A 24,022-nucleotide genomic window follows, 5' to 3' on the forward strand; every position below is an offset into this window, starting at 1 on the left:
GCACAACACCATGGCAGGGTGAAAAACGCGGCAGCCGCGGATCGATCCGCCGGACCTGTCCGCCGCGCCGTCGGAGACCGCATGCCGCTACGGATTCTCACCCGGGCCGCGACCCTCGCCGCCTCGTTCGCGACCCTGATCGCCGCGCATCCGGCACTGGCCGGGAAGGCCGACGACACCCTGGTCTACGCCTCGGACAGCGAGCCGGAGAATGTCAGCCCGTATCACAACAGCGCCCGCGAGGGTGTGATCCTGGCCCGGAACTGCTGGGACACCCTGCTGTACCGCGACCAGAAGGACGGCACCTACAAGCCGATGCTGGCGACCGCCTGGACCTGGGCGGACGACACGACCCTGGATCTCACGATCCGCGAGGGCGTGGTCTTCCACAACGGCGACCCGCTCGGGCCGGAGGACGTGGCCTTCACGTTCAACTACGTGCTGACGCCCGAGGCGCGCACGGTCACCCGCCAGAACGTCGACTGGATGAAGTCGGTGGAGGTCACGGGCCCGCATACGGTCCGCATCCACCTCAAGGCGCCGTTCCCGGCAGCGCTGGAATACCTCGCCGGCCCGACCCCGATCTTCCCGGCCAATTACTTCAAGAAGGTCGGTCTCGACGGCTTCGCCAAGGCGCCGGTCGGCAGCGGCCCGTACCGGATCACCAAGGTCGACAGCGGCCGCGGCGTCTCCATGGAGCGGTTCGACAAGTACTGGGCCGGCAGTCCGCTGGGTAAGCCGAAGATCGGCAAGCTGCAGTTCCGCGTCATCCCGGACGGCGAGAGCCGGATGGCCGAGCTGATGACCGGCGGCGTCGACTGGATCTGGCGGGTGCCGAGCGACCAGGCCGAGCAGCTGCGCGCCGCGCCCAACATCACGGTCCTCAACTCCGAGACGATGCGGGTCGGCTTCCTGCAATTCGACACGCTGGGCCGCGCCAAGGAGAACTCGCCGCTCAAGGACGTGCGCGTCCGGCAGGCGATCTCCTACGCCATCGACCGCAAGGCGATGGTCGACAACCTCGTGCGCGGCGCCTCGCGGGTGATGAACGCGCTGTGCTTCGTCGACCAGTTCGGCTGCACCGACCAGGGCGTGCCGCGCTACGCCTACGACCCCGCCAAGGCCAAGGCGCTGCTCAAGGACGCCGGCTACCCGAACGGGTTCGAGATCGATCTCGGCGCCTATCGCGAGCGCGACTACGCCGAGGCGGTGATCGGCTATCTCGGCGCCGTCGGCATCAAGGCGCGGCTGAACTACCTGCGCTACGCCGCCTTCCGCGACGCGCTGCGGGCCGGAAAGACCTCGATCGGCTACCAGACCTGGGGGTCGTTCTCGGTCAACGACGTCTCGGCCTTCGACGGGGTGTATTTCCGCGGCGGCGAGGAGGATCTGACCAAGGATCCGCAGGTGATCGCCGATCTCCAGAAGGGCGACGGCTCCACCGATCCGGAGACGCGCAAGGCCGCCTACGCCAAGGCGCTGCAGCGGATCGCCGGAGAGGCCTATGCCCTGCCGATGTTCTCCTACTCGACCAACTACGCCTTCACGTCGGACCTGAACTTCACCGCCCAGCCCGACGAGGTGCCGCGCTTCTACGCGGCGTCGTGGAAGTGAGGATGGTGGTCTTGGCGCGACCGGCTCCCTCTCCCGTGCGGGAGAGGGTTGGGGTGAGGGATCAGGTCTTCCCGGAGAGGTCGCACCCCTCACCCTGTCCCTCTCCCGCACGGGAGAGGGGACCCGCGATCCAGCCGGGTTCCGACGACGGGAGCCGATCCGGTCCGCATCGCCGAAAGGGAGCCTGAGCCCATGCTGGCCTTCACGTTCCGGCGCGTGCTGGTCGCCCTGGCGGTGGCCTTCACGGTCTCGGTGGCGAGCTTCCTGCTCCTCCACCTCTCGGGCGACCTCGCGACCGCGATCGCCGGCCCGGAGGCCACCGGGCCGCAGATCGCCCAGATCCGCCAGGATTACGGCCTGGACCAGCCGCTGCTGACCCAGTTCCTCACCTGGGGCTGGCGGGCTTTGCACCTCGATTTCGGCAACTCCTTCTATTTCCGCGAGAGCGTGATCGACCTGCTGGCCGCCCGCCTGCCGATCACCCTCTATCTCGGCATCATCGCGCTCGGCGTGGCCCTGTTCGTGGCGATCCCGCTGGGCGTCGTCGCCGCCGTGAAGCGGGACACCTGGATCGACCGGACGGCGCTCGCCGTCTCGGTGCTCGGCCAGGCGATGCCGAGCTTCTGGTTCGGCCTGACGCTGATCCTGATCTTCTCCGTGAACCTCCGCTGGCTGCCGGTCTCGGGCAACGCCACGTGGAAGAACTTCGTCCTGCCCGCGGTGGCGCTCGGCTACTACGCGATGCCCGCCGTGATGCGGCTCACCCGCAACGGCATGCTGGAGGTGCTGGCCTCCGACTACGTCCGCACCGCCCGCGCCAAGGGATTGCCGCCCAGAAAAATCCTGGTGCGGCACGCGCTGCGCAACGCCGTGATCCCGGTGATCGCCCTGTCGGCGGTGCAGTTCGGCTTCATGCTCGGCGGCTCGATCGTGATCGAGGCGGTGTTCTCGCTCCAGGGCCTTGGCCAGCTCGCCTGGGAATCCATCGCCCGCAACGACTTCCCGGTCGTCCAGGCGATCGTGCTGGTTCTGGCCATGATCTACATCGGCCTGACGCTCGCCGCCGACCTCCTGAACGCCTTCCTCGATCCGCGCCTGCGCCAGGCCTGAGGACGGAGATCGCCATGAGCCTCCCCCCCGACACGGCGGCGCTCGCCGCCCCCGCTTTGCCCCCGGACGCGCCGGTCGCGCTGGCGGCGGTGCCCTCCCCCACCCGCCTGATCCTGCGGCGGGGCCTGCGCCACACCGGCTTCCTGATCGGGGCCGGAATCCTCGGGCTGATCGTGCTGGCGGCGCTCGCCGCCCCGCTCATCGCGCCGCACGACCCCTACGCGCAGGACGTGTCCCGCCGCCTGATCCCGCCGGTCTGGCAGGCCAAGGGCACCTGGGACCACGTGCTCGGCACCGACAAGCTCGGCCGCGACTACCTGAGCCGCCTGCTCTACGGCGGCCAGATCTCCCTCCTGATCGGGATCTCGGCGGCGCTGATCTCGGGGCTGATCGGCACGGTGCTCGGCCTGTGCGCCGGCTATTTCGGCGGCTGGGTCGACTCCGTGGTCAGCTACGTGGTGACCACGCGGCTCGCCATGCCGGTGGTGCTGGTGGCGCTCGCCATGGCGGCCCTGGTCGGCGGCTCCCTGAAGGTGGTGGTGCTGGTACTGGGCTTCCTGCTCTGGGACCGCTTCGCCGTGGTGACCCGGGCCGCGACCCAGCAGATCCGCAACCAGGACTTCGTCTCGGCCGCCCGCGCCGCGGGTCTGACCGACCTGCGGATCCTCCGCCAGGAGATCCTGCCCAACATCATGAACGCCCTGATCGTCGTGGCGACCCTGGAGATGGCCCACGCGATCCTGCTGGAGGCCGCGCTGTCGTTCCTCGGCCTCGGCGTCCAGCCGCCCCTGCCCTCCTGGGGCCTGATGATCGCCGAGGGCAAGCAGTACATGTTCTTCCAGCCCTGGGTGATCACCATCCCGGGCGTGGCGCTCCTCCTCCTCGTGCTGGCGATCAACCTCCTGGGCGACGGCCTGCGCGACATCACCGCCCCCGAGGCGCGCAACTGACGGCTTCGCCGGGCCAGGGCCCGTCGACAGGTTACCAAAATGTTTCACGGGAAACACACCATGACGCGAGACGCCGCCATCGCGCGCGCCACGGAGGCTTTCGATTCGGGCGCGTTCCTCGCCCTCCTGCGGGAGGCGGTGGCGATGCCCACCGAGAGCCAGGCCCCCGGCCAGGAGGCGGCGCTCCGCGCCTACCTCGAAAGCTTCATCGCGCCACTGGTCAGCCGGCTCGGGTTTGAAACTCCAAAAATCTTCCCGAACCCGGACGGGGTGCACGGCCCGTTCCTGATCGCCGAGCGGCGCGAGGGCGCGGAGCTGCCGACCGTGCTGATCTACGGCCACGGCGACACGGTGCGGGGCTATCCCGAGCAGTGGCGCGCGGGCCTCGGCCCCTGGGAGATCGTGGTCGAGGGTGACCGCTGGTACGGGCGCGGCACCGCCGACAACAAGGGCCAGCACGTCCTCAACCTCGCCGCCCTGGAGCAGGTGATCGCGGCCCGCGAGGGCCATCTCGGCTTCAACGTGAAGCTCCTGATCGAGATGGGCGAGGAATCGGGCTCCCCGGGCCTGCGGCCGTTCTGCCGGGAACAGGCCGATTCCCTCCGCTCGGACGTGCTGATCGCCTCGGACGGACCCCGCCTCAACGGCGAGCGCCCGACCCTGTTCCTGGGCTCCCGCGGCGCCTACAATTTCGAGCTGAGCCTCAACCTGCGCGAGGGCCCGCACCATTCCGGCAACTGGGGCGGCCTGCTGCGCAACCCCGGCACGGTGCTGGCCTCGGCGATCGCCTCGATGGTCGACGCGCGGGGCAGCATCCTAGTGGACGCCCTGCGGCCGCCGCCGATCCCCGAGGGCGTGCGCGCGGCGCTCGCCGACATCCGCGTCGGCGAGGACCCGACCGCGCCCACGATCGATGCCGACTGGGGCGAACCGGGCCTGAGTCCGGCCGAGCGGGTCTTCGCCTGGAACACCCTGGAGGTGCTGGCCTTCAAGACCGGCGATCCGGACGGCCCGCTCAACGCTGTCCCGCCCCACGCCAAGGCGACCCTGCAACTGCGCTTCGTGGTCGGCACCGATTGGCAGAACCTGATCCCGAACGTCCGCGCCCATCTCGATGCCCACGGCTTCCCGATGATCGAGGTCCGTCCGGCCCGCGCCGCGGAGGTGTTCCAGGCGACACGTCTCCCCGTCGAGGACCCCTGGGTCGAGTGGGCGCTCCAGTCGATCGAGGCGAGCTCGGGCAAAAAACCGGCGCTGCTGCCCAATCTCGGCGGCTCGTTGCCGAACGACGCCTTCTCGGAGATTTTGGGCCTGCCGACCCTCTGGGTGCCGCATTCCTACCCGGCCTGCCGCCAGCACGGGCCCGACGAGCACATGCTCGCCTCCGGCACCCGCGAGGGCCTGGCGATCATGGCCGGCCTGTTCTGGGATCTGGGTGAGGCCGGACCCGACATCCTCCGTCGCCGCAAAGCGAGGGCCTGAACCATGAGCGCGCCGGTCGTCCGCATCCGCGATCTGACGATCGCGCTCCCCAAGGGCGCCGACCGCCCGCACGCGGTCGAGGGCCTGAACCTCGACCTCGAGGCCGGGAAGATCCTGTGCGTGGTCGGGGAATCGGGCTCGGGCAAGTCGATGAGCGCCTACGCGCTGACCGGCCTCCTGCCCCGGGCGCTGAAGCCGACGGCCGGCACGATCCTGTTCGAGGGCCGGGATCTCCTGACCCTCGACGAGCCCGCGTGGCGGTCGCTGCGGGGCCGGCGCATCGCCATGGTGTTCCAGGAGCCGATGACGGCGCTGAACCCGGTGATGCGGGTCGGCGACCAGATCGCCGAGATGTTCGAGGCGCACAACCTGCTCAGCCGGAGCGAGCGCTGGGCCCGGGCGGTGGCGCTCGCCACCGAGGTCGGCCTGCCGAACCCGGAAGAGGCGGTGCGGGCCTACCCGCACCAGCTTTCCGGCGGCCAGCGGCAGCGGGCGATGATCGCCATGGCGCTGGCGCTGGAGCCCTCGGTGCTGGTCGCCGACGAGCCGACCACGGCCCTCGACGTCACCACCCAGGCCCAGATCCTCCGGCTGATCCGCGACCTGCAGCGGAAGCGCGGGATGAGCGTCCTGTTCATCACCCACGATTTCGGCGTGGTGGCGGAGATCGCCGACCACGTGGCGGTGCTCCAGCGCGGCCGGCTCGTGGAATCCGGCACGGCCGAGGCGGTGCTGCGCAATCCGCAGGCGCCCTACACCAAGGCGTTGCTCGCCGCCGTCCCGAGCCTCACGCCGCCGCCGCGCGCGCCCCTCGCGGCGGCCCCGGTCGCCCTCTCGGTGACTGGGCTGTCCAAGACCTATTCCGGGCGCTCCGGCCTGTTCGGCAAGCCGCGGGTCGTGGCGGCAGTCAAGGAAGTTTCGTTCGACGTCCGCCGCGGCGAGACCCTTGGAATCGTGGGCGAGTCGGGCTCGGGCAAGTCGACCACGGCGCGGCTCGCAATCCGCCTGATCGAGCCCGACGGCGGCACGGTCCGGCTGGGGGACCTCGACTACACGGCCCTCGGCAAGACGGCCCTGCGCGACAAGCGCAGCCGCATCCAGATGATCTTCCAGGACCCGTTCGCGTCGCTGAACCCGCGGCGCACCGTGGAGCAGATCATCACGGCGGGGCCGATCGCCCATGGGGTCCCGGCCGCCGAGGCCCGGGAGCGAGCCCGAAACCTCCTCGACCTCGTCGGCCTCGATCCGAAGGCCGCCGCCCGCTACCCGAACGCCTTCTCGGGCGGGCAACGCCAGCGCATCGGCATCGCCCGGGCGCTCGCCATGGAGCCGGACGTGCTGGTGGCCGACGAGGCGGTCTCGGCGCTCGACGTCTCGGTCCAGCGGCAGGTGCTGGACCTGCTGGAGGATCTGAAGCAGCGTCTGTCCCTGGCGATGCTGTTCATCACTCACGACCTGCGGGTGGCCGCCACGATCTGCGACCGGATCGCCGTGATGCACCACGGCGCCATCGTGGAGATGCGGGGCACCGCGGAGCTGTTCGCCGCGCCGGAGCACGCCTACACCCGCAGCCTCCTCGCGGCGGTGCCGGGCGCGCACGCCTCCTGAGCCCGCCGGGGCCGGGACCGGGCCAATCTGGGACGCAGAGACAAGTTTTTTGGACGGGACCGCCCTGTCCGGCCCCTGCAAGTTCAGTAGGATAGCGCCGTTGTCGCGGGTGGAGCACCCCGACGGATCCACGGCTGCACCCGCTATCCGTCCTCGCTCCCGCCCCGACTGCGGACGGGGTGATTCAGCGTGTCGATCTCAGACAGGACCGACGACAGGCAAGCGATCCGCCGGCGCAGCGCGCCGGATGGACCGCCGGCGCTGCGCCGCGGGCGCGAGCACCGGATCGTGCGCTGGATCAGCGCCGGCAACCGCAAGGCACCGCCCCCCGCGGAGGAGACCACGTCCGCGGCTCCGGATTGCCACGTGATCAAGCTGAGCTGGGCCGACACGTTCGGGCGTCCGGACCGCGCCGCGCTCGGCAGGTCCGTCCCGGGCCCCGCGCAGGTGCTTCCGTTCCAGAGCCGCAAGGCCGAGAGCGCGCCGCCACCGGGCTCCCGCCGCGCCGCCGATCAGCCGCCGGTGCCGGTCCTGCGCTGATCGCTGCGCCCGCCGGGCACGCCGAGGCCGATCGCCTTGGCGAGCGCGGAGCGCTGCGCGGCGTAGCCGGGCGCGGTCATCGGGTAATCCTCCGGCAGGCCGTAGCGCTCGCGATACCGCTCCGGCGTGAGGCCGTGGGCGGTGAGATGGCGCTTCAGGGTCTTGTAGGTCCGGCCGTCGATGAAGCTGACGATGCCGTCCTCCTGGACCGACTTCCGGATCTGTGCCGGCGTCGGCCGCTCCACGGCCGGTTCCGCCGGGGCAGCCGGTTGCCCGTCGAGGGCCGCCAGCGCTCCATGCACGCTCGCCATCAGCTCCGGCAGCGCCGTCGGCGGAACGGAATTGTTCGAGACGTAGGCGGCGACGATCTCGCCGACCAACGTGACCAACCGGAGGCGGCTCTCGGGATTCTGTTCAGGCACTGCGCGAGTCCATCCGAAGCTTTCGACGACGATGGACGTGGTTCCAAAGCAAAAATCGCGGATGTGTCAAGACGGTCTTGAAAGACAGTCGATCACCGAAAGGGCTTTTCGATCCGAACGGGCGCGATCGCCCGCGAAAAGGATCCGTCACCTGCACAAAGATGCCGATCCTGCCCCGGTTACAGGCGCCGGACGCGCACAGGCCGGGAAATACCGCGCCACATCCGGCCGGAGCGCAGGACGGCGCGGCGTCAGCCGATCCCGAGGACGCGGATCAGCGTGAGGCTGAGGACGATCAGGACGGCGAGGGAGGCGATGACCGCGAGGGTGACCCGGCCGCCGACCCGGGCGAGAACCCGCACGTCGACCCCGAGCCCCAGGGCGGCCATGGACAGGACCGTGAGCACGCCGGCGAGCTGGGTCAGCGGCTTCACCGCGGCATCCGGGACGAGGCCCAGGGAGCGCAGAGTGGCCAGGGCCAGGAAGCCGACAATGAACCAGGGCACGAGCTTGGTGAGGCCGGGACGGGCCGGCGCGCCCGGCGCCCCCGCCGCCTGCGGCAGCCGGGGCGCGATCAGCGAGAACGCCACCACGACCGGGCCGAGCATCAGCACGCGGACGAGCTTCACCAGGGTTCCGACCTGGGTCGACAGCAGGCTCACCGGCACGGTCGCGGCCAGCACCTGCGGCACCGCGTAGACGGTGAGCCCCGCCAGCACGCCGTACTGGTTGTCGGTCATGCCGGCGAGCGGCACGAACAGCGGCAGGCCGAGCACCATCAGCACCCCGAGCACCGCCGTGAAGGCGATGGCGGCGGCGATGTCCTTCGGCTCCGCTCCGATCACCGGCGCCACCGCGGCGATGGCCGAGTTGCCGCAGATGGCGTTGCCGCAGGCGACGAGGATCGCCATCCGGGCCGGCAGGCCCAGCACCCGGCAGATCGCCACGCTGGCGGCGATGCCGAGGACCACGGTCCCGACGATGCCGGCCAGCAGCGCCGGGCCGGAGGCGAGGATCGCCCCGAGGCTCAGGGAGGCGCCGAGCAGCACGACGGCGACTTCGAGGAGCTGCTTGGCCGAGAAGGCGATGCCGGTTCGGAACCGGGCCGGGGGCGTCCAGGCGGTGCGCACCGCGATGCCGACCAGGATCGCCAGGACCAGGGCCTCGATATAGGGATGGCCGGCGACCCGCTCCTCCAGCGCCTGCGCGGCCATCGCCACCGCGGTGATCGCCGCGCACAGGCCGATGCCGGGCAGGACCGAGGCGGCCGTATCCGACCGGCCGCCCCGCTCGGGAAGCGCCGGCGTCGGGGCTGCCTGGGAAGAGGATTCGAGGCTCACAGGATCGGACTCCGCGGTCGTCGACGGAGCTTATAGGAAGAAAACGTTCGTCGCACCCGCGCAAAAGAGAAATTACTTCTCTATTCAGGCAGCGTTCGAGAAGACGCATCTAAACACGTGCTGGACCCGACCGCGCGCCGGGACGCTCCCGGTCGTCGGGCGCCGCGGCGCCTCAGGCCTGCATGCCCCAGCGCTGGACGGTGCGCCGCTCGATCGTCTGGAAGATCAGGTTCTCGACCACGAGGCCGATCAGGATGACGGTGAGCAGACCGGCGAACACGTTCGGGATGTCGAGCATGTTCTTGTTCTCGAAGATGAACCAGCCGAGCCCGCCCGCCCCGGACGACACGCCGAAGACCAGCTCGGCGGCGATCAGGGTGCGCCACGCGAAGGCCCAGCCGACCTTCAGCCCGGTGAGGATCGCGGGAAAGGCCGCCGGGATCAGGATCTTGCCGATCAGCCGCGGCCCCGACAGCCCGTAATTGCGCCCGACCATCTTCAGCGTCCGGCTCACCGACAGGAAGCCGGAATGGGTGTTCAGCGCGATCGCCCAGGTCACCGAGTGGACCAGCACGAAGATCAGGCTGCCGTTGCCCAGGCCGAACCAGATCAGCGCCAGGGGCAGCAGCGCGATGGCCGGCAGCGGGTTGAACATCGACGTCAGGGTCTCGAGCAGATCGGTCCCGATCCGCGACGCGATGGCGAGGCCCGTGAGCACGGTCGCCAGGGCGATGCCGGCGGCGTAGCCCATGAGCAGCACCTTGAGCGACGACCAGGCGCGGGCCGGCAGCGTGCCGTCCGCGATACCCCGAAAGAAGGCCTCCACGGTGGCCGAGAAGGTCGGGAACAGCAGGTCGTTGTCGAGGTAGCGCCCGTAGGCCTCCCAGATCCCGGCCAGGAGGACGAGGATCACGATCTTACGCAGCCAGGCCTGGTTGTAGAGCCGCTCGGCGAGCGACAGGGGCTTCTCCACCACCGTGGCGCCATGGGCGTGGCCGGTCTCGCGCACGATCTCGGGGCGGCCGGATTCCACGGGCGTCAGGCGCGGCGCGACGCCGGTCAGCGGGGCGCCGGTCAGGGCTTGCGCGCTAGACATTCTCGGCCTCCTCGATCTCTTCCGAGAACAGCATGTGCTGGATCCGGCTCTCCAGCTGCAGCGCCGCCTCCGGGGATTCGGCGCTGTTGAGTTCGGCCTTCACCTCGCCGGGATGGGGCGAGAGCAGCAGGATGCGGGAGCCGACCTTGATCGCCTCCGGGATCGAGTGGGTGACGAACAGCACGGTGAAGCGCGTGCCCTCCCACAGCATCAGCAGCTCGTCCTGCATGCGCCGCCGGGTGAGCGCGTCGAGCGCCGCGAAGGGCTCGTCCATCAGCAGGATGTCGGGCTCCATGGCCATGCCGCGGGCGATGGCGACGCGCTGCTTCATCCCGCCCGACAGGGTGTGGGGATAGCTGTCGGCGAACTTCGTGAGATTGACCTTGTCGATGTAGAGGTTGGCCCGGTCCAGGGCCTCCCGGCCCTTGAGCCGGCCCGAGGCTTCCAGCGCGAAGACCACGTTCTGCCGCACGGTCTTCCAGGGCAGGAGCTGGTCGAATTCCTGGAACACCATCATCCGGTCGGGGCCGGGCTCGGTGACCGGGCGGCCCTTCAGGCGGATCTCGCCCTCGGTGGGGGCCATGTAGCCGCCCACCGCCTTGAGCAGGGTCGACTTCCCGCAGCCGGAGGGCCCGAGCAGGACGAACCGGTCCCCGGGCCAGACCCGGAAGCTCACCCGGTAGGTGGCGGTGACGAGGTGCTCGGGCGTCTTGTAGCGGAGTGTGACGCCGTCGACCTCCAGCAGAGGCTGACCCGTGTCCATCCATCCTCCCTGGCGCCGCAGCTTCGACCGCGTGTCGCAGAGGGCCGGCGATGGCCCGCCCCTCACGGGAAAGTGTATCGGGCCGCCGAAGAGGCTGTAAAGGTCGATATTCTGTATGCGATCGGACTGAGGACCTGCGGGTCCGGTCCCGGCGCGGTCAGGCCGGATGCCACCACCGGCCCTTCAGCACCACGCCCTCGGCGGTGATCCGCTGGGCGCCGGTCATGGTCTCCCCCCGCGTGTCGACGTAGTCGAAGGCCCCGTCCCGCACCGCCAGCACGGTGGCGTCGCCCAGCGCCCCGACCTTCAGGGTCCCGTATTCCATACGCTTCAGCGCCACGGCGGCGTTCACCGTGGAGGCGGCGATGACGTCGGTGAGGCTCATGCCGAGGCAGAGCATCTTCGACATGGTGGTGACCTGGTCGAAGGCCGGCCCCTCGATGCAGAGCTGGTGCACGTCGGACGAGATCGTGTCCGGCAGGAAGCCCCCCGCCAGCATGGCCCGCGCCGTCCGGAAGGCGAAGGAGCCCTTGCCGTGGCCGATGTCGAACAGCACCCCCCGCGCCCGCGCCTCGCGCAGCGCCGGCTTCACGGCCCCCTGCGCGGTCACGGGCGAGTTCGGGAAGGGCCGGAAGGCGTGGGTCAGCACGTCGCCGGGGCGCAGCATGGCGAGCACGGCCTCGTAGCTCGGCGGCGGCTCGTCGATATGGGCCATCAGCGGCAGGCCGGTCTCCTCGGCGACCTGCAGGGCAATGTCCAGCGGCGCGGTGCCCTGGTCGCCGGAGGCGTGGCGCCCGACCCGGACCTTGATGCCGACGATCACGTCCCGGTTGGCCTCGGCGACCTCCACGGCCTCCCGGGGCGCCATCAGCCGCGGATCCTCGCTCTCGCCGACCATGATGGTCTTCGAGAACCCGAAGATGCCCGCGAAGGAGACGTGCAGGTAGGCGAGGATCCGCGCCTGCGACCGCTCGATCACGTGGCTGCGGAAGCCCGCGAAGTTGCCGGGTCCCGCGCTGCCGGTATCCACCGAGGTGGTCACCCCGGAGGTGCGGCAGAATTCGTCGGCGTCGATGCCCAGCGACGTGCCGCCCCAATAGACATGGGTGTGCAGGTCGATCAGGCCCGGCGTGACGATGGCGCCTTCCATCTCGCGGACCTGCGTGCCCGGGCCGGCCGGCAGGTCGCGGCCGAAGCCCGAGACCCGTCCGTCCGCGAAGGCGACGTCGCAGATCCCGTCGTGGTTCTGCGACGGGTCGATGACCCGCGCGCCCTTCAGGATGAGGTCGTGCTGCACGGTTGTCTCCAAAAGCCGTCTGCAGGGATCCGATCCGTCATCGCGCGCGCAGCGAAGCGACCCAGGGATCCGCCACGCTCGGGGATCGCGCGCCGCACCGGGTTGCTTCGCTGCGCTCGCAAAGACGGCTCCGTCAGGCCGCCCGGGCCGGCGCGGCCGCGTCGTTGAGGTGGCAGGCGGCGAAATGGCCGGTGCCCACCGCGTCGAGGCCGGGCACCTCGGTCCGGCAGCGGTCGAAGGCGTGCGGGCAGCGGGTGTGGAAGCGGCAGCCGGAGGGCGGGTTGATCGGGCTCGGCACGTCGCCCTTGAGCACGATGCGGGTGCGCCCGGCCCCGGGCTCGGGGATCGGCACCGCCGAGAGCAGGGCCTGCGTGTAGGGGTGCTTCGGGGCCAGGAACAGATCGCGGCGTGGCCCGATCTCGACGATCTTGCCGAGATACATCACCGCCACCCGGTGGGTCATGTGCTCGACGATGGCGAGGTCGTGGGAGATGAACAGCATGGCGAGGTCGAGCTCGCGCTGAAGATCCCGCAGCAGGTTGACGATCTGCGCCTTCACGGAGACGTCGAGCGCCGAGACCGCCTCGTCGCAGATGATCAGGTCCGGCTCGGCGGCGAGCGCCCGGGCGATGCCGATGCGCTGGCGCTGCCCCCCCGAGAACTCGTGTGGGAACCGGCCCAGCGCCTCGCGGGGCAGGCCGACCCGCTCCATCAGGCTGGCGAGCTTCGCCTCCAGATCGGCGGCATTGCGGGCGAGGCCGAAATTGCGGATCGGCTCGGCCAGGATCGCCCGCACCCGCATCCGCGGGTTGAGGGACGAGAACGGGTCCTGGAACACCATCTGGATGTGGCGCCGCAGGGGCCGGAGCGCTCCGGCCGAGAGGTCGTCGATGCGCCGCCCGTCGAGCACCACCTGTCCGGCGGTGGGCGCGTAGAGACGCATCAGCGCCTTGGCGACGGTGGACTTGCCGCAGCCGGATTCGCCGACGAGGGAGAGGGTCTCGCCCCGGGCCACCGTGAAGGACAGGCCGTCCACGGCCTTCAGCACGCGGGTCGACCGGCCGAACAGGCCGCCGCCGAGGGAAAAGTGCTTCTTGAGGTCGTTGACCTCCAGCAGGGTGCGGGCGGCGGGTGCGGGCGTGGCGCTCATGCCGCGAGGGCGTCCTTCGGCGCGTAGTGGCAGGCGGCGAGGTGGCCCGGCGCCTTCGGCTCCAGGGCCGGGGCGTAGGCGCGGCACAGGTCGGTGACGTCCGGGCAGCGCCCGGCGAAGACGCAGCCCTCGATCCGGCCCTTCAGGCTCGGCACCATGCCGGGGATCTCGGCGAGCCGCGCGTCGGCCCCGTGCTCGACGGCGCCGAGCTTCGGCACCGCCCCCATCAGGCCCCGCGTGTAGGGATGGCGGGGCGCCCGGAACAGGTCGCGGACCGGCGCCTCCTCGACCTTGCGGCCGGCATACATCACCACCACCCGGTCGGCGACCTCGGCCACCACCCCGAGATCGTGCGTGATCAGCATGATCGCGGCACCGACCCGGGCCTTCAGATCGCGCATCAGGTCGAGGATCTGGGCCTGGATGGTCACGTCGAGCGCCGTGGTCGGCTCGTCGGCGATCAGGAGCTTGGGCGAGCAGGCGAGCGCGATGGCGATCATCACCCGCTGGCGCATGCCGCCGGAGAGCTGGTGCGGGTATTCCCGCACCCGGCGCCGCGGCTCGGGGATGCCGACCAGCGTCAGCATCTCGATTGCCCGCTCCTCGGCCTCGCGTCGGCCGAGCCCCTGGTGCAGGCGCAGGGTCTCGCCGATCTGGCGGCCGACCGTCAGGACCGGGTTCAGCGAGGTCATCGGCTCCTGGAAGATCACGCTGATGTCGTTGCCGCGGATCTTGCGCATGGCGCTGTTGGGCAGGTCGAGGAGGTTGGTCCCCTCGAACTTGATGGCGCCGGCGATGCGGGCCGGCGGCTCGGGCAGGAGCCGCAGGATCGACATGGACGTCACGGACTTGCCGCAGCCGGATTCGCCGACGATCGCCAGGGTCTCCCCCGACTGGATCGCGAACGAGACCCCGTCCACCGCCCGGTTCACCCCGTCGGGGGTGCGGAAATGGACCTGCAGGTTCTCGATCGACAGGAGGGGTGCGCCGCTCATGCTGCCGGTCCTCATCAGACGTCTTTCGCCATGCGGGGATCGAGGGCGTCGCGCAGGCCGTCGCCGACGAGGTTCACGGCCAGCACCGTCATCGAGAGGAAGATCGCCGGGAACAGGATGATGTAGAACTTCACCTGCCAGAGGGCCCGGCCCTCGGCCATGATGTTGCCCCAGGACGGCGTCGAGGGCGGCACGCCCGCGCCGATGAACGACAGGATCGCCTCGGTGATCATCGCGGAGGCGCAGATGTAGGTCGCCTGCACGGTCATGGGCGCCAGCGTGTTGGGCAGGATGTGGCGCCAGATGATCGCCGGCATCCGCGTGCCCGTGGTCACCGCCGCCTCGACATAGGGCTGCTCGCGCAGGGACAGGACCACGCCGCGCACGAGGCGGGCGACCCGCGGGATCTCCGCGATGGTGATCGCGATGATCACGTTCTGGACCGAGCCGCGGGTGAGCGCCATCAGCGCCACCGCGAGCAGGATCGGCGGGATCGACATCATGCCGTCGACGACCCGCATGACGATCCCGTCGAGCCAGCGCACCATGCCGGAGACGAGGCCGACCGCGAGGCCGGCGATCGAGGCGAGGAACGCCACCGAGAAGCCGACCAGCAGCGAGACCCGGGCTCCGTAGACCACCCGCGAGTAGACGTCGCGGCCGAGCATGTCGGTGCCGAACCAGTATTGCGCGGACGGAGCCCGGGTGCGCTTGGCGGGCGCCAGGGCGGTCGGGTCGACGGTGCCGAGATACGGCGCCAGCAAAGCCATCAGGAAGACGACGAGGAGCAGCACGCCCCCGACCACGATGGTCGGGTTGCGGCGGATATAGGTCCAGACCGGGCCCCGGCGCTTGCGGGCCGGGAACACGTCGGGCAGCGGCGCCGCGATGGCGAGGCCCGGCGGCGGGGGCGCCTTGGGGGCGGTCGCCTCGGACGGGGTCCCCGCCTGCGGGGCGCTGCTGGGGAAGGGCGCGACGGTCGCGGTCAATAGCGGATCCTCGGGTCGAGCACGGTGTAGAAGAGGTCGATGGCGAGGTTCACCAGCACGTAGACGAAGCTGAACAGCAGGACGACGCCCTGGATGACCGGGTAGTCGCGCCGCAGGATCGCATCGACGGTGAGGCGCCCGAGTCCGGGAATCGCGAAGACCGTCTCGGTCACCACCGCGCCGCCGATCAGCAGGGCGATGCCGATGCCGATGACGGTTACGATCGGCACCGCGGCGTTCTTGAGGGCGTGGACGAACAGGACCGGCCCCTGCCCCAGCCCCTTGGCCCGGGCGGTGCGGACGTAATCCTGCTGGAGCACGTCGAGCATGGTCGCCCGGGTCACCCGGGCGATCAGCGCGATGTAGACGAGGCCGAGCGTCACCGCCGGCAGGATCAGGTTGGACAGCCAGGGCCACAGGCCCTGCTCGATCGGCGTGTAGCCCTGCACGGGCAGCCAGCCGAGTTCGAGGGCGAAGACGTAGGCGAGCACGTAGCCGACCACGAAGACCGGGACCGAGAATCCCGTCACGGCGAGGCCCATCACGAGGCGGTCGATCAGGCTGCCGGCCTTCCAGGCGGCGACGACGCCGAGCGGCACCGCCACCACGATGGCGAAGACCAGGGTGACCAGCATCAGCGAGACGGTGGGCTGCACGCGCTGGCCGATCATGGTGGTGACCGGCAGGTTGGTGAAGATCGAGGTGCCGAGATCCCCGTGGAGGATCTGCCAGGACCATTCCCAGAACCGCACCAGGAACGGCCGGTCGAGGCCCAGCGTGGCGCGGATCCGGGCGACGTCGTCGGGCGTCGCCTGGTCGCCCGCGATGATCGCCGCCGGATCGCCGGGGGCGAAGTAGAGGAGGCTGAAGACGAACAGCCCGACCACCGCCATGACCGGGATGGTGGCGAGGATGCGCCTGCCGATATAGCCGAGCATGGGTCCTCGCTAGGCCGTGGGACGAAGGGCGCGGCGGGCGCCGCCGCACCCCCTCCCCCCTCTGCGGGGGAGGGTGGCCGCCGAAGGGGGTCGGGAGAGGGGAACCCGGCTTCCGGAAGGGGCGCGGCCTGCATGAAGGGCGAAGCCCGATCCTGCATCGTCGCTCCCCTCTCCCGACCCTCGCTGACGCGAGGGCCACCCTCCCCCGCAGAGGGGGGAGGGAGAACGCGTCGCGTTCGCCGGCATGATCACCACCCGCCCCATCACGCCTTCGACACGCCCCAGGTGAACGGGATCGGCCCCTTCACGATGCCCGAGACGTTCTTCCGCCACGCCTGGTAGCCGAGGAAGAACCCGGTCGGGACGTAGACCACGCCCTCGCAGGCGGCGGCGTTGACCTTGTCGATGGCGGCCTTCTCGGCGGCCGGGTCGGCGGCGTCGAACCATTCGGCGATGGCCGTCTCCACCGGCGGGATGTTCGGCCAGCCGAACCACGCCTTGTCGCCACTCGCCCGCACCGCCGGGTAGCCCGCTGGGTTGATGCAGTCGGCGCCCGCGTGCCACGTGTGGAACATGTTCCAGCCGCCCTGGGACGGCGGTGCCTTGGAGGCCCGGCGGGTGCCGGTGGTGCCCCAGTCGGTGGCGACGAAGTCGACGTTGAAGCCCATCTGCTTCAAGAGGTCGGCGGTGATGTCGCCCTGCGCCTTGGTGATTCCCTGGTCCTGCGCCACGATGCAGACCACCGGCTCGCCCTTGTAGCCGGCTTCCTTGAGCAGCTTCTGGCCGAGCTTGATGTCGCCCTTGCCGACGTTGCCGCCGCCCGCCTCGCTGTAGAGGGGCGTCCCCGGCGTGAAGAAACCCGGCAGCTTCTTCCACAGGCTGTCGTCGTCGCCGACGATCGCCCGCATGTAATCCTCCTGGCTCATCGCGGTCATGACCGCCTGCCGGATCTTCGGATTGTCGAAGGGCGGGTGCAGGTGGTTCATCCGGAACGAGCCGACATTGCCCAGCGGGTCGGCGATATCGACGTTGAGGTTGCTGTTCTTGCGCAGCAGCGGGACGAGGTCGGAGATCGGGTTCTCCCACCAGTCGACCTCGCCGTTCTGCAGGGCCGCCGAGGCGGTGGCGGCGTCCGGCATGATCACCCACTCGACCCGGTCGACCAGCATGCGCTTGCCGCCCGCGAGCCAGGAATTCGGCTCGTCGCGGGGCTTGTAGTCGGTGAAGGTCTCGAACACCGCCCGGGCGCCCGGCACCCACTCGTTGCGGACGAACTTCATCGGGCCCGAGCCGACATATTCGGAGATCTGCGTGAACGGGTCGGTCTTGGCGATCCGCTCCGGCATCATCAGGGCCATCGGCGCGTTGGTCTTGCCGAGCGCGTAGAGCAGCTTCGGGAAGGGCTTCTTCAGGCGCCACTGGAAGGTCTTGTCGTCGGCCGCCGCGAGGTCGTCCTGGATTCCCCGGATCATCAGGCCGATCGGGTCCCGGGCCATCCAGCGGGTGAGGCTCGCCACCACGTCCTTGGCGAGAACCGGCTCGCCGTCGTGCCACTTGAGGCCGGGGCGCAGCCGGAAGGTCCAGGTCAGCTTGTCGCCCGAGACCTCCTCGGACTCGACCATCTGGCGCTGCGGCTTCAGCTGCGCGTCGACGCCGTAGAGCATGTCCCAGACGAGGGTGCCGGCGTTGCGCACCACGTACTGGGTCCCCCAGATCGGGTCGAAATTGGCGAGGTTCGCCTGCGGCACGAAGCGCAGCACCTTCGCGCCCTGCGCCAGGGCCGGCCGCGCGATCTGCGGTGCCGCCAGCCCGAGCGCGGCCGAGCCCTTCAGGAACGTCCTGCGGTCCATCGTCTTCTCCCTGGCGGTGCGGGTCTCAGGCCCGAAGCGCCGGCCCACACCTTGCGGGCGAGTTTGAACAATTCTTAAGCAGGGGCGCAATGGCCCGGCGTGACAATGGAGCTCGGGCAAGCGCCCGCGCGACCACCGATCTGGGGACGGAGTCGGGCTGGGCGCAGGCGGTGCGTGCGCGGGCGGTGCTTGCGCGGATCCAGGTCACGGGGCGCATCTCGCAAGCCCCGCGCCAGTCCGGCCATCACTGCGTTATGTATTCAGGATCGGCGGGGGATTTTTTCGCGCGCGGGCGCAGGGCGAGACTTCGCCGGAGCCGGTGCGGCCTCACTGCGCGGCGCGCAGCGGTCGGAGCCGTGTGAGCATCGTCGTCCGCAGGGAACGGGGGCCCGTCGCGCCTGTCCCGGGCGCGGCGGGCGGAGGCTGGACGTAACGCCTCAGCCCACCTGCCGCAGGTGGCTGCCCCGCGTGCCGGGCACCGCCTGCATGGCGCGGATGAAGGCGGCGATACGGGGGGCGATCACCGCCCGGTAGCGGGAGCCGTTGAACACGCCGTAATGGCCGACGCCGGCCTGGAGATGGTAGGCCTTGCGGGCGTCGGGCAGGTTCGGCGTGAGGTCCAGGGCCGCCTTGGTCTGGCCGACGCCGGAGATGTCGTCGTTCTCGCCCTCGACCGCGAGGATCGCGCAGCGGCGGATGGCTCCGAGATCGACCGGCGTGTCCCGGTGGCGCATCCGGCCCGTGGGCAGGGCGTGGTCGACGAACACGGTCTGCACGGTCTGGAGGTAGTACTCGGCCGTCAGGTCCATCACGGCGAGGTACTCGTCGTAGAATTCGCGGTGCTTCTCGGCCGAATCGCCGTCGCCCTTCACCAGGTGGTCGAACATGTCCGAATGGGCGGTGACGTGCCGGTCGAGGTTCATCGCCATGAAGCCCGACAGCTGCAGGAAGCCCGGATAGACCCGGCGCCACGCCCCCGGGTAGATCGGCGGCACGAGGCTGATCGTGTTCTGCTCGAACCACGCCTGGCCGCGCTCCTGCGCGAGGCAGTTCACCGCGGTAGGCGAGCGGCGGGTGTCGATCGGGCCACCCATCAGGGTCATGGAGGTCGGCACCGCCGGCTCGTCGGCCGCCTCCATCAGCGCCACCGCGGCGAAGACCGGCACCGCCGGCTGGCACACCGCCATGACGTGCAGGTCCGGCCCGAGGACGGCGAACATCTCCTGCAGGTAGTCGATGTAATCGTCGAGGTCGAACTGGCCCGCGAACAGCGGCACCATCCGGGCATCGGTCCAGTCGGTGACGAACACCCGGTGGTTCGGCAGCATCGCCTCGACGGTGCCGCGCAGGAGCGTGGCGTAATGGCCCGACATCGGCGCGACGATCAGCAGCTTGGGCTGCGCCTCGGCGGGGGGCGTCGGGAAGGCGCGGTCGAAGGCGATCAGGCGGCAGAACGGCCGCTCCCAGACCACCCGCTCGGTGACCGGGACCGGCGCGCCGTCGACGACCGTCTCGGTGAAGCCGAAGGCGGGCTTGCCGTACTGGCGGGTGACGCGCTCGAACATCTCGCAGCCGGCGCTCACCGCGCGTGCATAGGGGCCGTAGGCCAGGGGGTTGCCCGGCAGCTGCAGCCCGTAGCGCGTCAGATCGGCGGCAACGCGGGCGGGCGCCATCAGGGCGCGGGCGCCCTCGTACATCGAATAGGCCAGCAGCATCGTCACCTCGCGGTCTCGGTCCGGCCGCCGGCATTGCGCCGCACGGCCCGTCCCCTGCAACCCGAATCGGTAGGATAATGCTCCACCCTGAACGCCGGTGGAACATCCCGGAGCCGCGGCGACTTGCCTGTGACCACGTTCACCAGCGACGACTTGTCCGGGTCGGCTTGCCGGGATCCCCGCCACCGCGTCATGCGGTGGGGATCCGCGAGAAGCCGGGCCGGTCGGGTCCGTCCGGCGACGCATCGAAACACAGCATGCCCGATACCGATCTCAGCGGCCTCGGCCGCGACGCCCGACACCTACGGCTCGACACCTTCGTCCGCCTCCGCTGGCTCGCCGTCACGGGCCAGAGCGCGGCGGTGGTCGGGGCGCAGTTCGGCCTCGGCCTGCCGCTCCCCTTCGGCTGGTGCTTCCTGGTGATCGCCACCTCGTCCTGGCTGAACCTCGCCCTGCGGATCCGCTTCCCGGCGAGCTACCGTCTCAGCGACGATTCGGCCGCGCTGCTGCTCGCCTTCGACATCGTGCAGCTCGCGGCTCTGCTGTTCCTCACCGGCGGCCTCCAGAATCCGTTCTCGCTGCTGTTCCTCGCCCCCGTGCTGATCTCCGCGACCGCCCTCCCGCCCGAGCGGACGCTGGCGCTGGGGCTTCTGGCGGTGGGGCTCGCGACCCTGCTCGCCCTGGTGCACCGGCCCCTGCCCTGGTTCGCCGACGGGCGGATCGAGCTGCCGTTCCTGTACGTCTCCGGCGTGTGGACGGCGATCCTGCTCGGCACCGCCTTCACGGGCGTCTACGCGTGGCGGGTGGCGGAGGAGACGCGGCTTCTCGCCCAGGCGCTCGCCGCCACCGAACTCGTGCTCGCCCGCGAGCAGCACCTGTCGCAGCTCGACGGGCTGGCGGCCGCCGCTGCCCATGAATTGGGCACGCCGCTGGGCACCATCATGGTGGTGACCAAGGAGCTGATCCGCCAGCTCGGCCCCACTGCCTCGCCGGCGGTGGCGGAGGATCTCAACCTTCAGCGCGAGCAGGTCGACCGCTGCCGCGGCATCCTCGGCAAGCTGACCTCCCTCGACGGGGACGGGGTCGGCTTCCTGGAGACGGTCACGTTCAGCCACCTCGTGGAGGAGCTGGTGGCGCCCCAGCGGGCGCTGGGCGCCGCCCTCGACGTCACCAGCGCCGGCGACGGCCCGGAGCCGGCCTGCCGCCGCAACCCGGGCGTCATGTTCGGCCTCGCCAACATCCTCGACAACGCCGTGGACTTCGCCGAGGCCCGCGTCTCCGTCGAGGGGCGCTGGACGCCGGACCGGGTCTGGATCGAGATCCGCGACGACGGGCCGGGCTTCTCCAGCGAGGTGTTGCTGCGGGCCGGCGAGCCCTACGTCACGACCCGCAGCCACGACCGGCCGCAATCCGGCGAGACCGTGGGGGCCGGGCTCGGCCTGGGCCTGTTCATCGCCAAGACCCTGATCGAGCGCTCGGGGGCGCAGCTCGCCCTGATGAACGTCGCCGCGCCGGACGCCCATGGGGCGATCGTGCGGGTCTCCTGGGCCCGCCACATCTTCGAGCGGGGGGCGGCGCCGCGACATTCTCCGGAACTCAGTATCCGCGCCCCCCTGCCACCGCGCGATGCCGTACCTATATGAGGCACAGACCAAGAACCCGACGACGAAAACCCAAAAGGAGTGTCGGATGCTCACGCAGCCCGGGACTGTGGCGGCGACCAACCCCGCCGTGATCGACGATGCCGATCCGCTGGCCGCCTTCTCCGACCGCAGCCTGTTGATCGTTGACGACGACAAGCCCTTCCAGACCCGCCTCGCCCGCGCCATGGAGAGCCGCGGCTACCACGTGCAGGTGGCCGACAGCGTCGCGGACGGCGTCTCGGCCGTCGAGGCGCGCGCCCCCGCCTTCGCGGTGATCGACATGCGCCTGGGCGACGGCAACGGCCTGGACGTGATCGCCCGCCTCAAGGAGCGCCGTCCCGAGGCCCGGGGCGTGATCCTGACCGGCTACGGCAACATCGCCACGGCGGTGACCGCGGTGAAGCTCGGCGCCTTCGACTACCTCGCCAAGCCCGCCGATGCCGACGAGATCCACGGCACGCTGATGGCGCAGCCGGGCGAGCGGGCCGACCCGCCGGAGAACCCGATGTCGGCGGACCGGGTCCGCTGGGAGCACATCCAGCGCGTCTACGAGCTGTGCAGCCGCAACGTGAGCGAGACCGCCCGGCGCCTCAACATGCACCGGCGGACCCTGCAGCGGATCCTGGCCAAGCGCGCGCCGCGCTGACGCGGGATCCGTCCCGTCGGTTGCATCACGCGGCCGCTCCGGGCTAGCTGCGCGCGTCCCGGACGGCGCGTCCGGGACGCGAAATCGATTCGAGGGCGGATCTCGTGAACGGGCGCAACGCCATCACCATCATCAGCATGATGGTCCTCGTCGGCACCGAGGTGTTCGCCGTGGCCATCGCGGCGGGCTGGGCCATCGCGGGCATCTTCGATCTCGGCGAGCGGGTGGGACACGTCCTGATGGGCGTGTTCAGCCTGTTCGCGGCCTGGGTCATGCTCCAGCTCTGGCGCCGGGCCACCAGCATCGAGCCGCTGCGGAGCCCGGCCACGCATCGCTGAGCGAGTGCGCCTGCTCTAGAAATATTCGTCAAGTTGCACCGAATACCGGAATTATCCCCATGCGTGCGGGGTGTTCGACAGTTCGGCGGCCTTCCTGCTAGAAGCGGTCCGCGGCGGTCTGTGTGACGATGTCGCAGGTCACACTCCCGTCCCGGACACGCGTGAGACCCGAAGATCCATGAAAGCCCGTATCATCGTCACCCTGAAGACCGGTGTGCTGGACCCGCAGGGTAAGGCGATCGAGGCCGCACTCAGATCCCTCGGCATCGAGGGCGTCGACGGCGTCCGGCAGGGCAAGGTCTTCGACATCGAGGTCTCGGCGGTCGACAGCGCCGCCGCAGAGGCGACGTTGCGCACGGCCTGCGAGAAGCTCCTGGCCAACACCGTCGTCGAGAATTACGCGATCGAGATCCTCTGATGCACGCCGCGGTCGTCGTCTTCCCGGGTTCCAACCGCGAATCGGACGTCGTCCGGGCCCTGCGGCGATCCGGCGCGCAGGTGAGCCTCGTCTGGCACGCGGACCACGAACTGCCCGCCGGCACCGACCTCGCCGTGCTGCCTGGCGGCTTCTCGTACGGCGACTACCTGCGCTGCGGCGCCATCGCCGGCCGTGCCGCCGCCATGGATGCGGTGCGGGCCCACGCGGCGCGCGGCGGGCTCGTGCTCGGCATCTGCAACGGCTTCCAGATCCTGTGCGAGTCCGGCCTTCTGCCCGGCGTGCTGATGCGCAACGTCGACCGGCGTTTCATCTGCCACCGCCAGACGCTCCGGGTCGAGCGCACCGACACCCGCTTCACCAGCGCCTACGCCCCGGGTCAGGTCATCGACGTCTGCGTCGCCCACGGGGAAGGCAATTACTTCGCCGATCCCGAGACGCTGGCGCGGATCGAAGGCGAGGGCCGGGTCGCCTTCCGGTACTGCGACGCCACCGGCGCCATCACCGTGGAGGCCAACCGCAACGGCTCCCTCAACGCCATCGCGGGCGTCCTGTCGGAGACCGGGAACGTGCTCGGGATGATGCCGCACCCGGAGAACTTCGTCGAAGACCTGATCGGCGGAACCGACGGGCGCGGCCTGTTCGACAGTCTGGCGGCCTGAGATCACCGGCCGAAGATTTGTATTAACTGCCGATTAAGGTTTCCGGGGCATAAAGAGGCATCCAGTGATCTGGATGTCGAGTTGGACATGTTCGTCCGCTCTGTTTTGATGCCTCCCTGATGACTCTTCGAGCCGCTCCATCCGGGGCGGCTTTTTTCTGCGCGGATGCCGGTGCGCGGATCGCGCGAGCCACGTCTTCCGGACCGCGCAGGGCCGCTGCCGCGCCCCGGAACGACGGCACGGACCCTGAATCGCCCAGGGCAGGCACCCTGATCCCACGCGGGAGGGGGACAGGATGAGGCCGGATCCGTGACCCTCGTCGAGGCCATGCCGCGGCTTCAGAACGCCGCTCCGGCGTCGGCGCTGCGCCCGCTCGGGATTCGCAACAGAAAGCCCAGGCCGGGCGGACCCGACCTGGGCAGACTCGACTTGGGCAGA

Annotated in this window: 22 protein-coding genes; 11 read left to right on the forward strand and 11 right to left on the reverse strand. The window is 70.4% G+C overall.

Features of this window, described 5'->3' with window-relative positions:
• The first annotated feature begins 81 nt into the window (after nt 1–81).
• The 6 genes from PQI07_RS09900 to PQI07_RS09925 all read left to right on the forward strand — a co-directional run bounded on the left by PQI07_RS09900 (nt 82) and on the right by PQI07_RS09925 (nt 7,304).
• Nucleotides 82–1,614, forward strand: coding sequence for an ABC transporter substrate-binding protein (locus PQI07_RS09900; protein WP_043759657.1), 1,533 nt, complete (start codon nt 82–84; stop codon nt 1,612–1,614).
• A 192-nt stretch (nt 1,615–1,806) separates the two neighbouring features.
• Complete coding sequence (locus PQI07_RS09905; protein WP_274926540.1) at nt 1,807–2,724, forward strand: ABC transporter permease; 918 nt, start codon at nt 1,807–1,809, stop codon at nt 2,722–2,724.
• 14 nt (nt 2,725–2,738) lie between these two features.
• The gene (locus PQI07_RS09910) at nt 2,739–3,674 is read left to right on the forward strand and encodes an ABC transporter permease (protein ID WP_043351629.1); all 936 of its coding nucleotides are present in this window, start codon (nt 2,739–2,741) and stop codon (nt 3,672–3,674) included.
• Between the two features lie 60 nt (nt 3,675–3,734).
• Nucleotides 3,735–5,156 carry a M20 family metallopeptidase gene (locus tag PQI07_RS09915; protein WP_075381043.1) on the forward strand — a complete coding sequence of 474 codons (1,422 nt, stop codon included), beginning with the start codon at nt 3,735–3,737 and terminating at the stop codon, nt 5,154–5,156.
• A 3-nt stretch (nt 5,157–5,159) separates the two neighbouring features.
• Nucleotides 5,160–6,764: an ABC transporter ATP-binding protein gene (locus PQI07_RS09920; RefSeq protein ID WP_274926541.1), complete on the forward strand. Its 1,605-nt coding sequence runs from the start codon at nt 5,160–5,162 to the stop codon at nt 6,762–6,764.
• 189 nt (nt 6,765–6,953) lie between these two features.
• Nucleotides 6,954–7,304 (forward strand): hypothetical protein, encoded by a 351-nt coding sequence (locus PQI07_RS09925; RefSeq protein ID WP_043351624.1) that lies wholly within the window; start codon nt 6,954–6,956, stop codon nt 7,302–7,304.
• Here the strand turns inward: PQI07_RS09925 and PQI07_RS09930 are convergent.
• From PQI07_RS09930 to PQI07_RS09980, 11 genes are all read right to left on the reverse strand, one after another.
• Entirely contained in the window at nt 7,277–7,726 is a 450-nt protein-coding gene (locus PQI07_RS09930; protein WP_043384757.1) for a Ros/MucR family transcriptional regulator, read from the reverse strand. The genes PQI07_RS09925 and PQI07_RS09930 overlap by 28 nt on opposite strands.
• A gap of 251 nt (nt 7,727–7,977) precedes the next feature.
• Nucleotides 7,978–9,066 (reverse strand): YeiH family protein, encoded by a 1,089-nt coding sequence (locus PQI07_RS09935; protein WP_043384759.1) that lies wholly within the window; start codon nt 9,064–9,066, stop codon nt 7,978–7,980.
• Nucleotides 9,067–9,238: 172 nt separating this feature from the next.
• A complete protein-coding gene (locus PQI07_RS09940) occupies nt 9,239–10,162 on the reverse strand; it encodes an ABC transporter permease (protein ID WP_051976149.1) in 924 nt (307 codons plus the stop codon).
• Nucleotides 10,155–10,925, reverse strand: coding sequence for an ABC transporter ATP-binding protein (locus PQI07_RS09945; protein ID WP_043350049.1), 771 nt, complete (start codon nt 10,923–10,925; stop codon nt 10,155–10,157). Before PQI07_RS09945 ends, PQI07_RS09940 begins: the two co-directional genes overlap by 8 nt.
• Nucleotides 10,926–11,082: 157 nt before the next feature.
• Nucleotides 11,083–12,222, reverse strand: coding sequence for an amidohydrolase/deacetylase family metallohydrolase (locus PQI07_RS09950; protein ID WP_274926542.1), 1,140 nt, complete (start codon nt 12,220–12,222; stop codon nt 11,083–11,085).
• Nucleotides 12,223–12,355: 133 nt separating this feature from the next.
• Nucleotides 12,356–13,372, reverse strand: coding sequence for an ABC transporter ATP-binding protein (locus tag PQI07_RS09955; protein ID WP_274926543.1), 1,017 nt, complete (start codon nt 13,370–13,372; stop codon nt 12,356–12,358).
• The gene (locus PQI07_RS09960) at nt 13,369–14,382 is read right to left on the reverse strand and encodes an ABC transporter ATP-binding protein (RefSeq protein WP_043350053.1); all 1,014 of its coding nucleotides are present in this window, start codon (nt 14,380–14,382) and stop codon (nt 13,369–13,371) included. The genes PQI07_RS09955 and PQI07_RS09960 overlap by 4 nt, the downstream gene beginning before the upstream one ends.
• Entirely contained in the window at nt 14,382–15,356 is a 975-nt protein-coding gene (locus PQI07_RS09965; protein ID WP_043759643.1) for an ABC transporter permease, read from the reverse strand. The genes PQI07_RS09960 and PQI07_RS09965 overlap by 1 nt, the downstream gene beginning before the upstream one ends.
• The gene (locus PQI07_RS09970) at nt 15,353–16,294 is read right to left on the reverse strand and encodes an ABC transporter permease (RefSeq protein ID WP_043350057.1); all 942 of its coding nucleotides are present in this window, start codon (nt 16,292–16,294) and stop codon (nt 15,353–15,355) included. The genes PQI07_RS09965 and PQI07_RS09970 overlap by 4 nt, the downstream gene beginning before the upstream one ends.
• A gap of 263 nt (nt 16,295–16,557) precedes the next feature.
• Complete coding sequence (locus PQI07_RS09975) at nt 16,558–18,144, reverse strand: ABC transporter substrate-binding protein (protein WP_274926544.1); 1,587 nt, start codon at nt 18,142–18,144, stop codon at nt 16,558–16,560.
• A 437-nt stretch (nt 18,145–18,581) separates the two neighbouring features.
• The gene (locus PQI07_RS09980) at nt 18,582–19,859 is read right to left on the reverse strand and encodes a polyhydroxyalkanoate depolymerase (RefSeq protein ID WP_043350062.1); all 1,278 of its coding nucleotides are present in this window, start codon (nt 19,857–19,859) and stop codon (nt 18,582–18,584) included.
• Between the two features lie 257 nt (nt 19,860–20,116).
• Here PQI07_RS09980 and PQI07_RS09985 point away from each other — a divergent pair, with 257 nt between their 5' ends.
• From PQI07_RS09985 to purQ, 5 genes are all read left to right on the forward strand, one after another.
• Nucleotides 20,117–21,502: an ActS/PrrB/RegB family redox-sensitive histidine kinase gene (locus PQI07_RS09985; RefSeq protein ID WP_274926545.1), complete on the forward strand. Its 1,386-nt coding sequence runs from the start codon at nt 20,117–20,119 to the stop codon at nt 21,500–21,502.
• A 46-nt stretch (nt 21,503–21,548) separates the two neighbouring features.
• Nucleotides 21,549–22,148 (forward strand): ActR/PrrA/RegA family redox response regulator transcription factor, encoded by a 600-nt coding sequence (locus tag PQI07_RS09990; protein ID WP_043350065.1) that lies wholly within the window; start codon nt 21,549–21,551, stop codon nt 22,146–22,148.
• A 104-nt stretch (nt 22,149–22,252) separates the two neighbouring features.
• The gene (locus tag PQI07_RS09995; RefSeq protein ID WP_043350069.1) at nt 22,253–22,486 is read left to right on the forward strand and encodes a hypothetical protein; all 234 of its coding nucleotides are present in this window, start codon (nt 22,253–22,255) and stop codon (nt 22,484–22,486) included.
• Between the two features lie 178 nt (nt 22,487–22,664).
• Nucleotides 22,665–22,904 (forward strand): phosphoribosylformylglycinamidine synthase subunit PurS, encoded by a 240-nt coding sequence (gene purS / locus PQI07_RS10000; protein WP_043350071.1) that lies wholly within the window; start codon nt 22,665–22,667, stop codon nt 22,902–22,904.
• On the forward strand, nt 22,904–23,584 hold the full coding sequence (purQ, locus tag PQI07_RS10005; RefSeq protein WP_043350073.1) for a phosphoribosylformylglycinamidine synthase subunit PurQ: 681 nt from the start codon (nt 22,904–22,906) through the stop codon (nt 23,582–23,584). Before purS ends, purQ begins: the two co-directional genes overlap by 1 nt.
• Nucleotides 23,585–24,022: the final 438 nt, after the last annotated feature.

The sequence above is a fragment of the Methylobacterium sp. 092160098-2 genome (assembly GCF_028920805.1).
Classification (GTDB): Bacteria; Pseudomonadota; Alphaproteobacteria; order Rhizobiales; family Beijerinckiaceae; genus Methylobacterium; species Methylobacterium fujisawaense.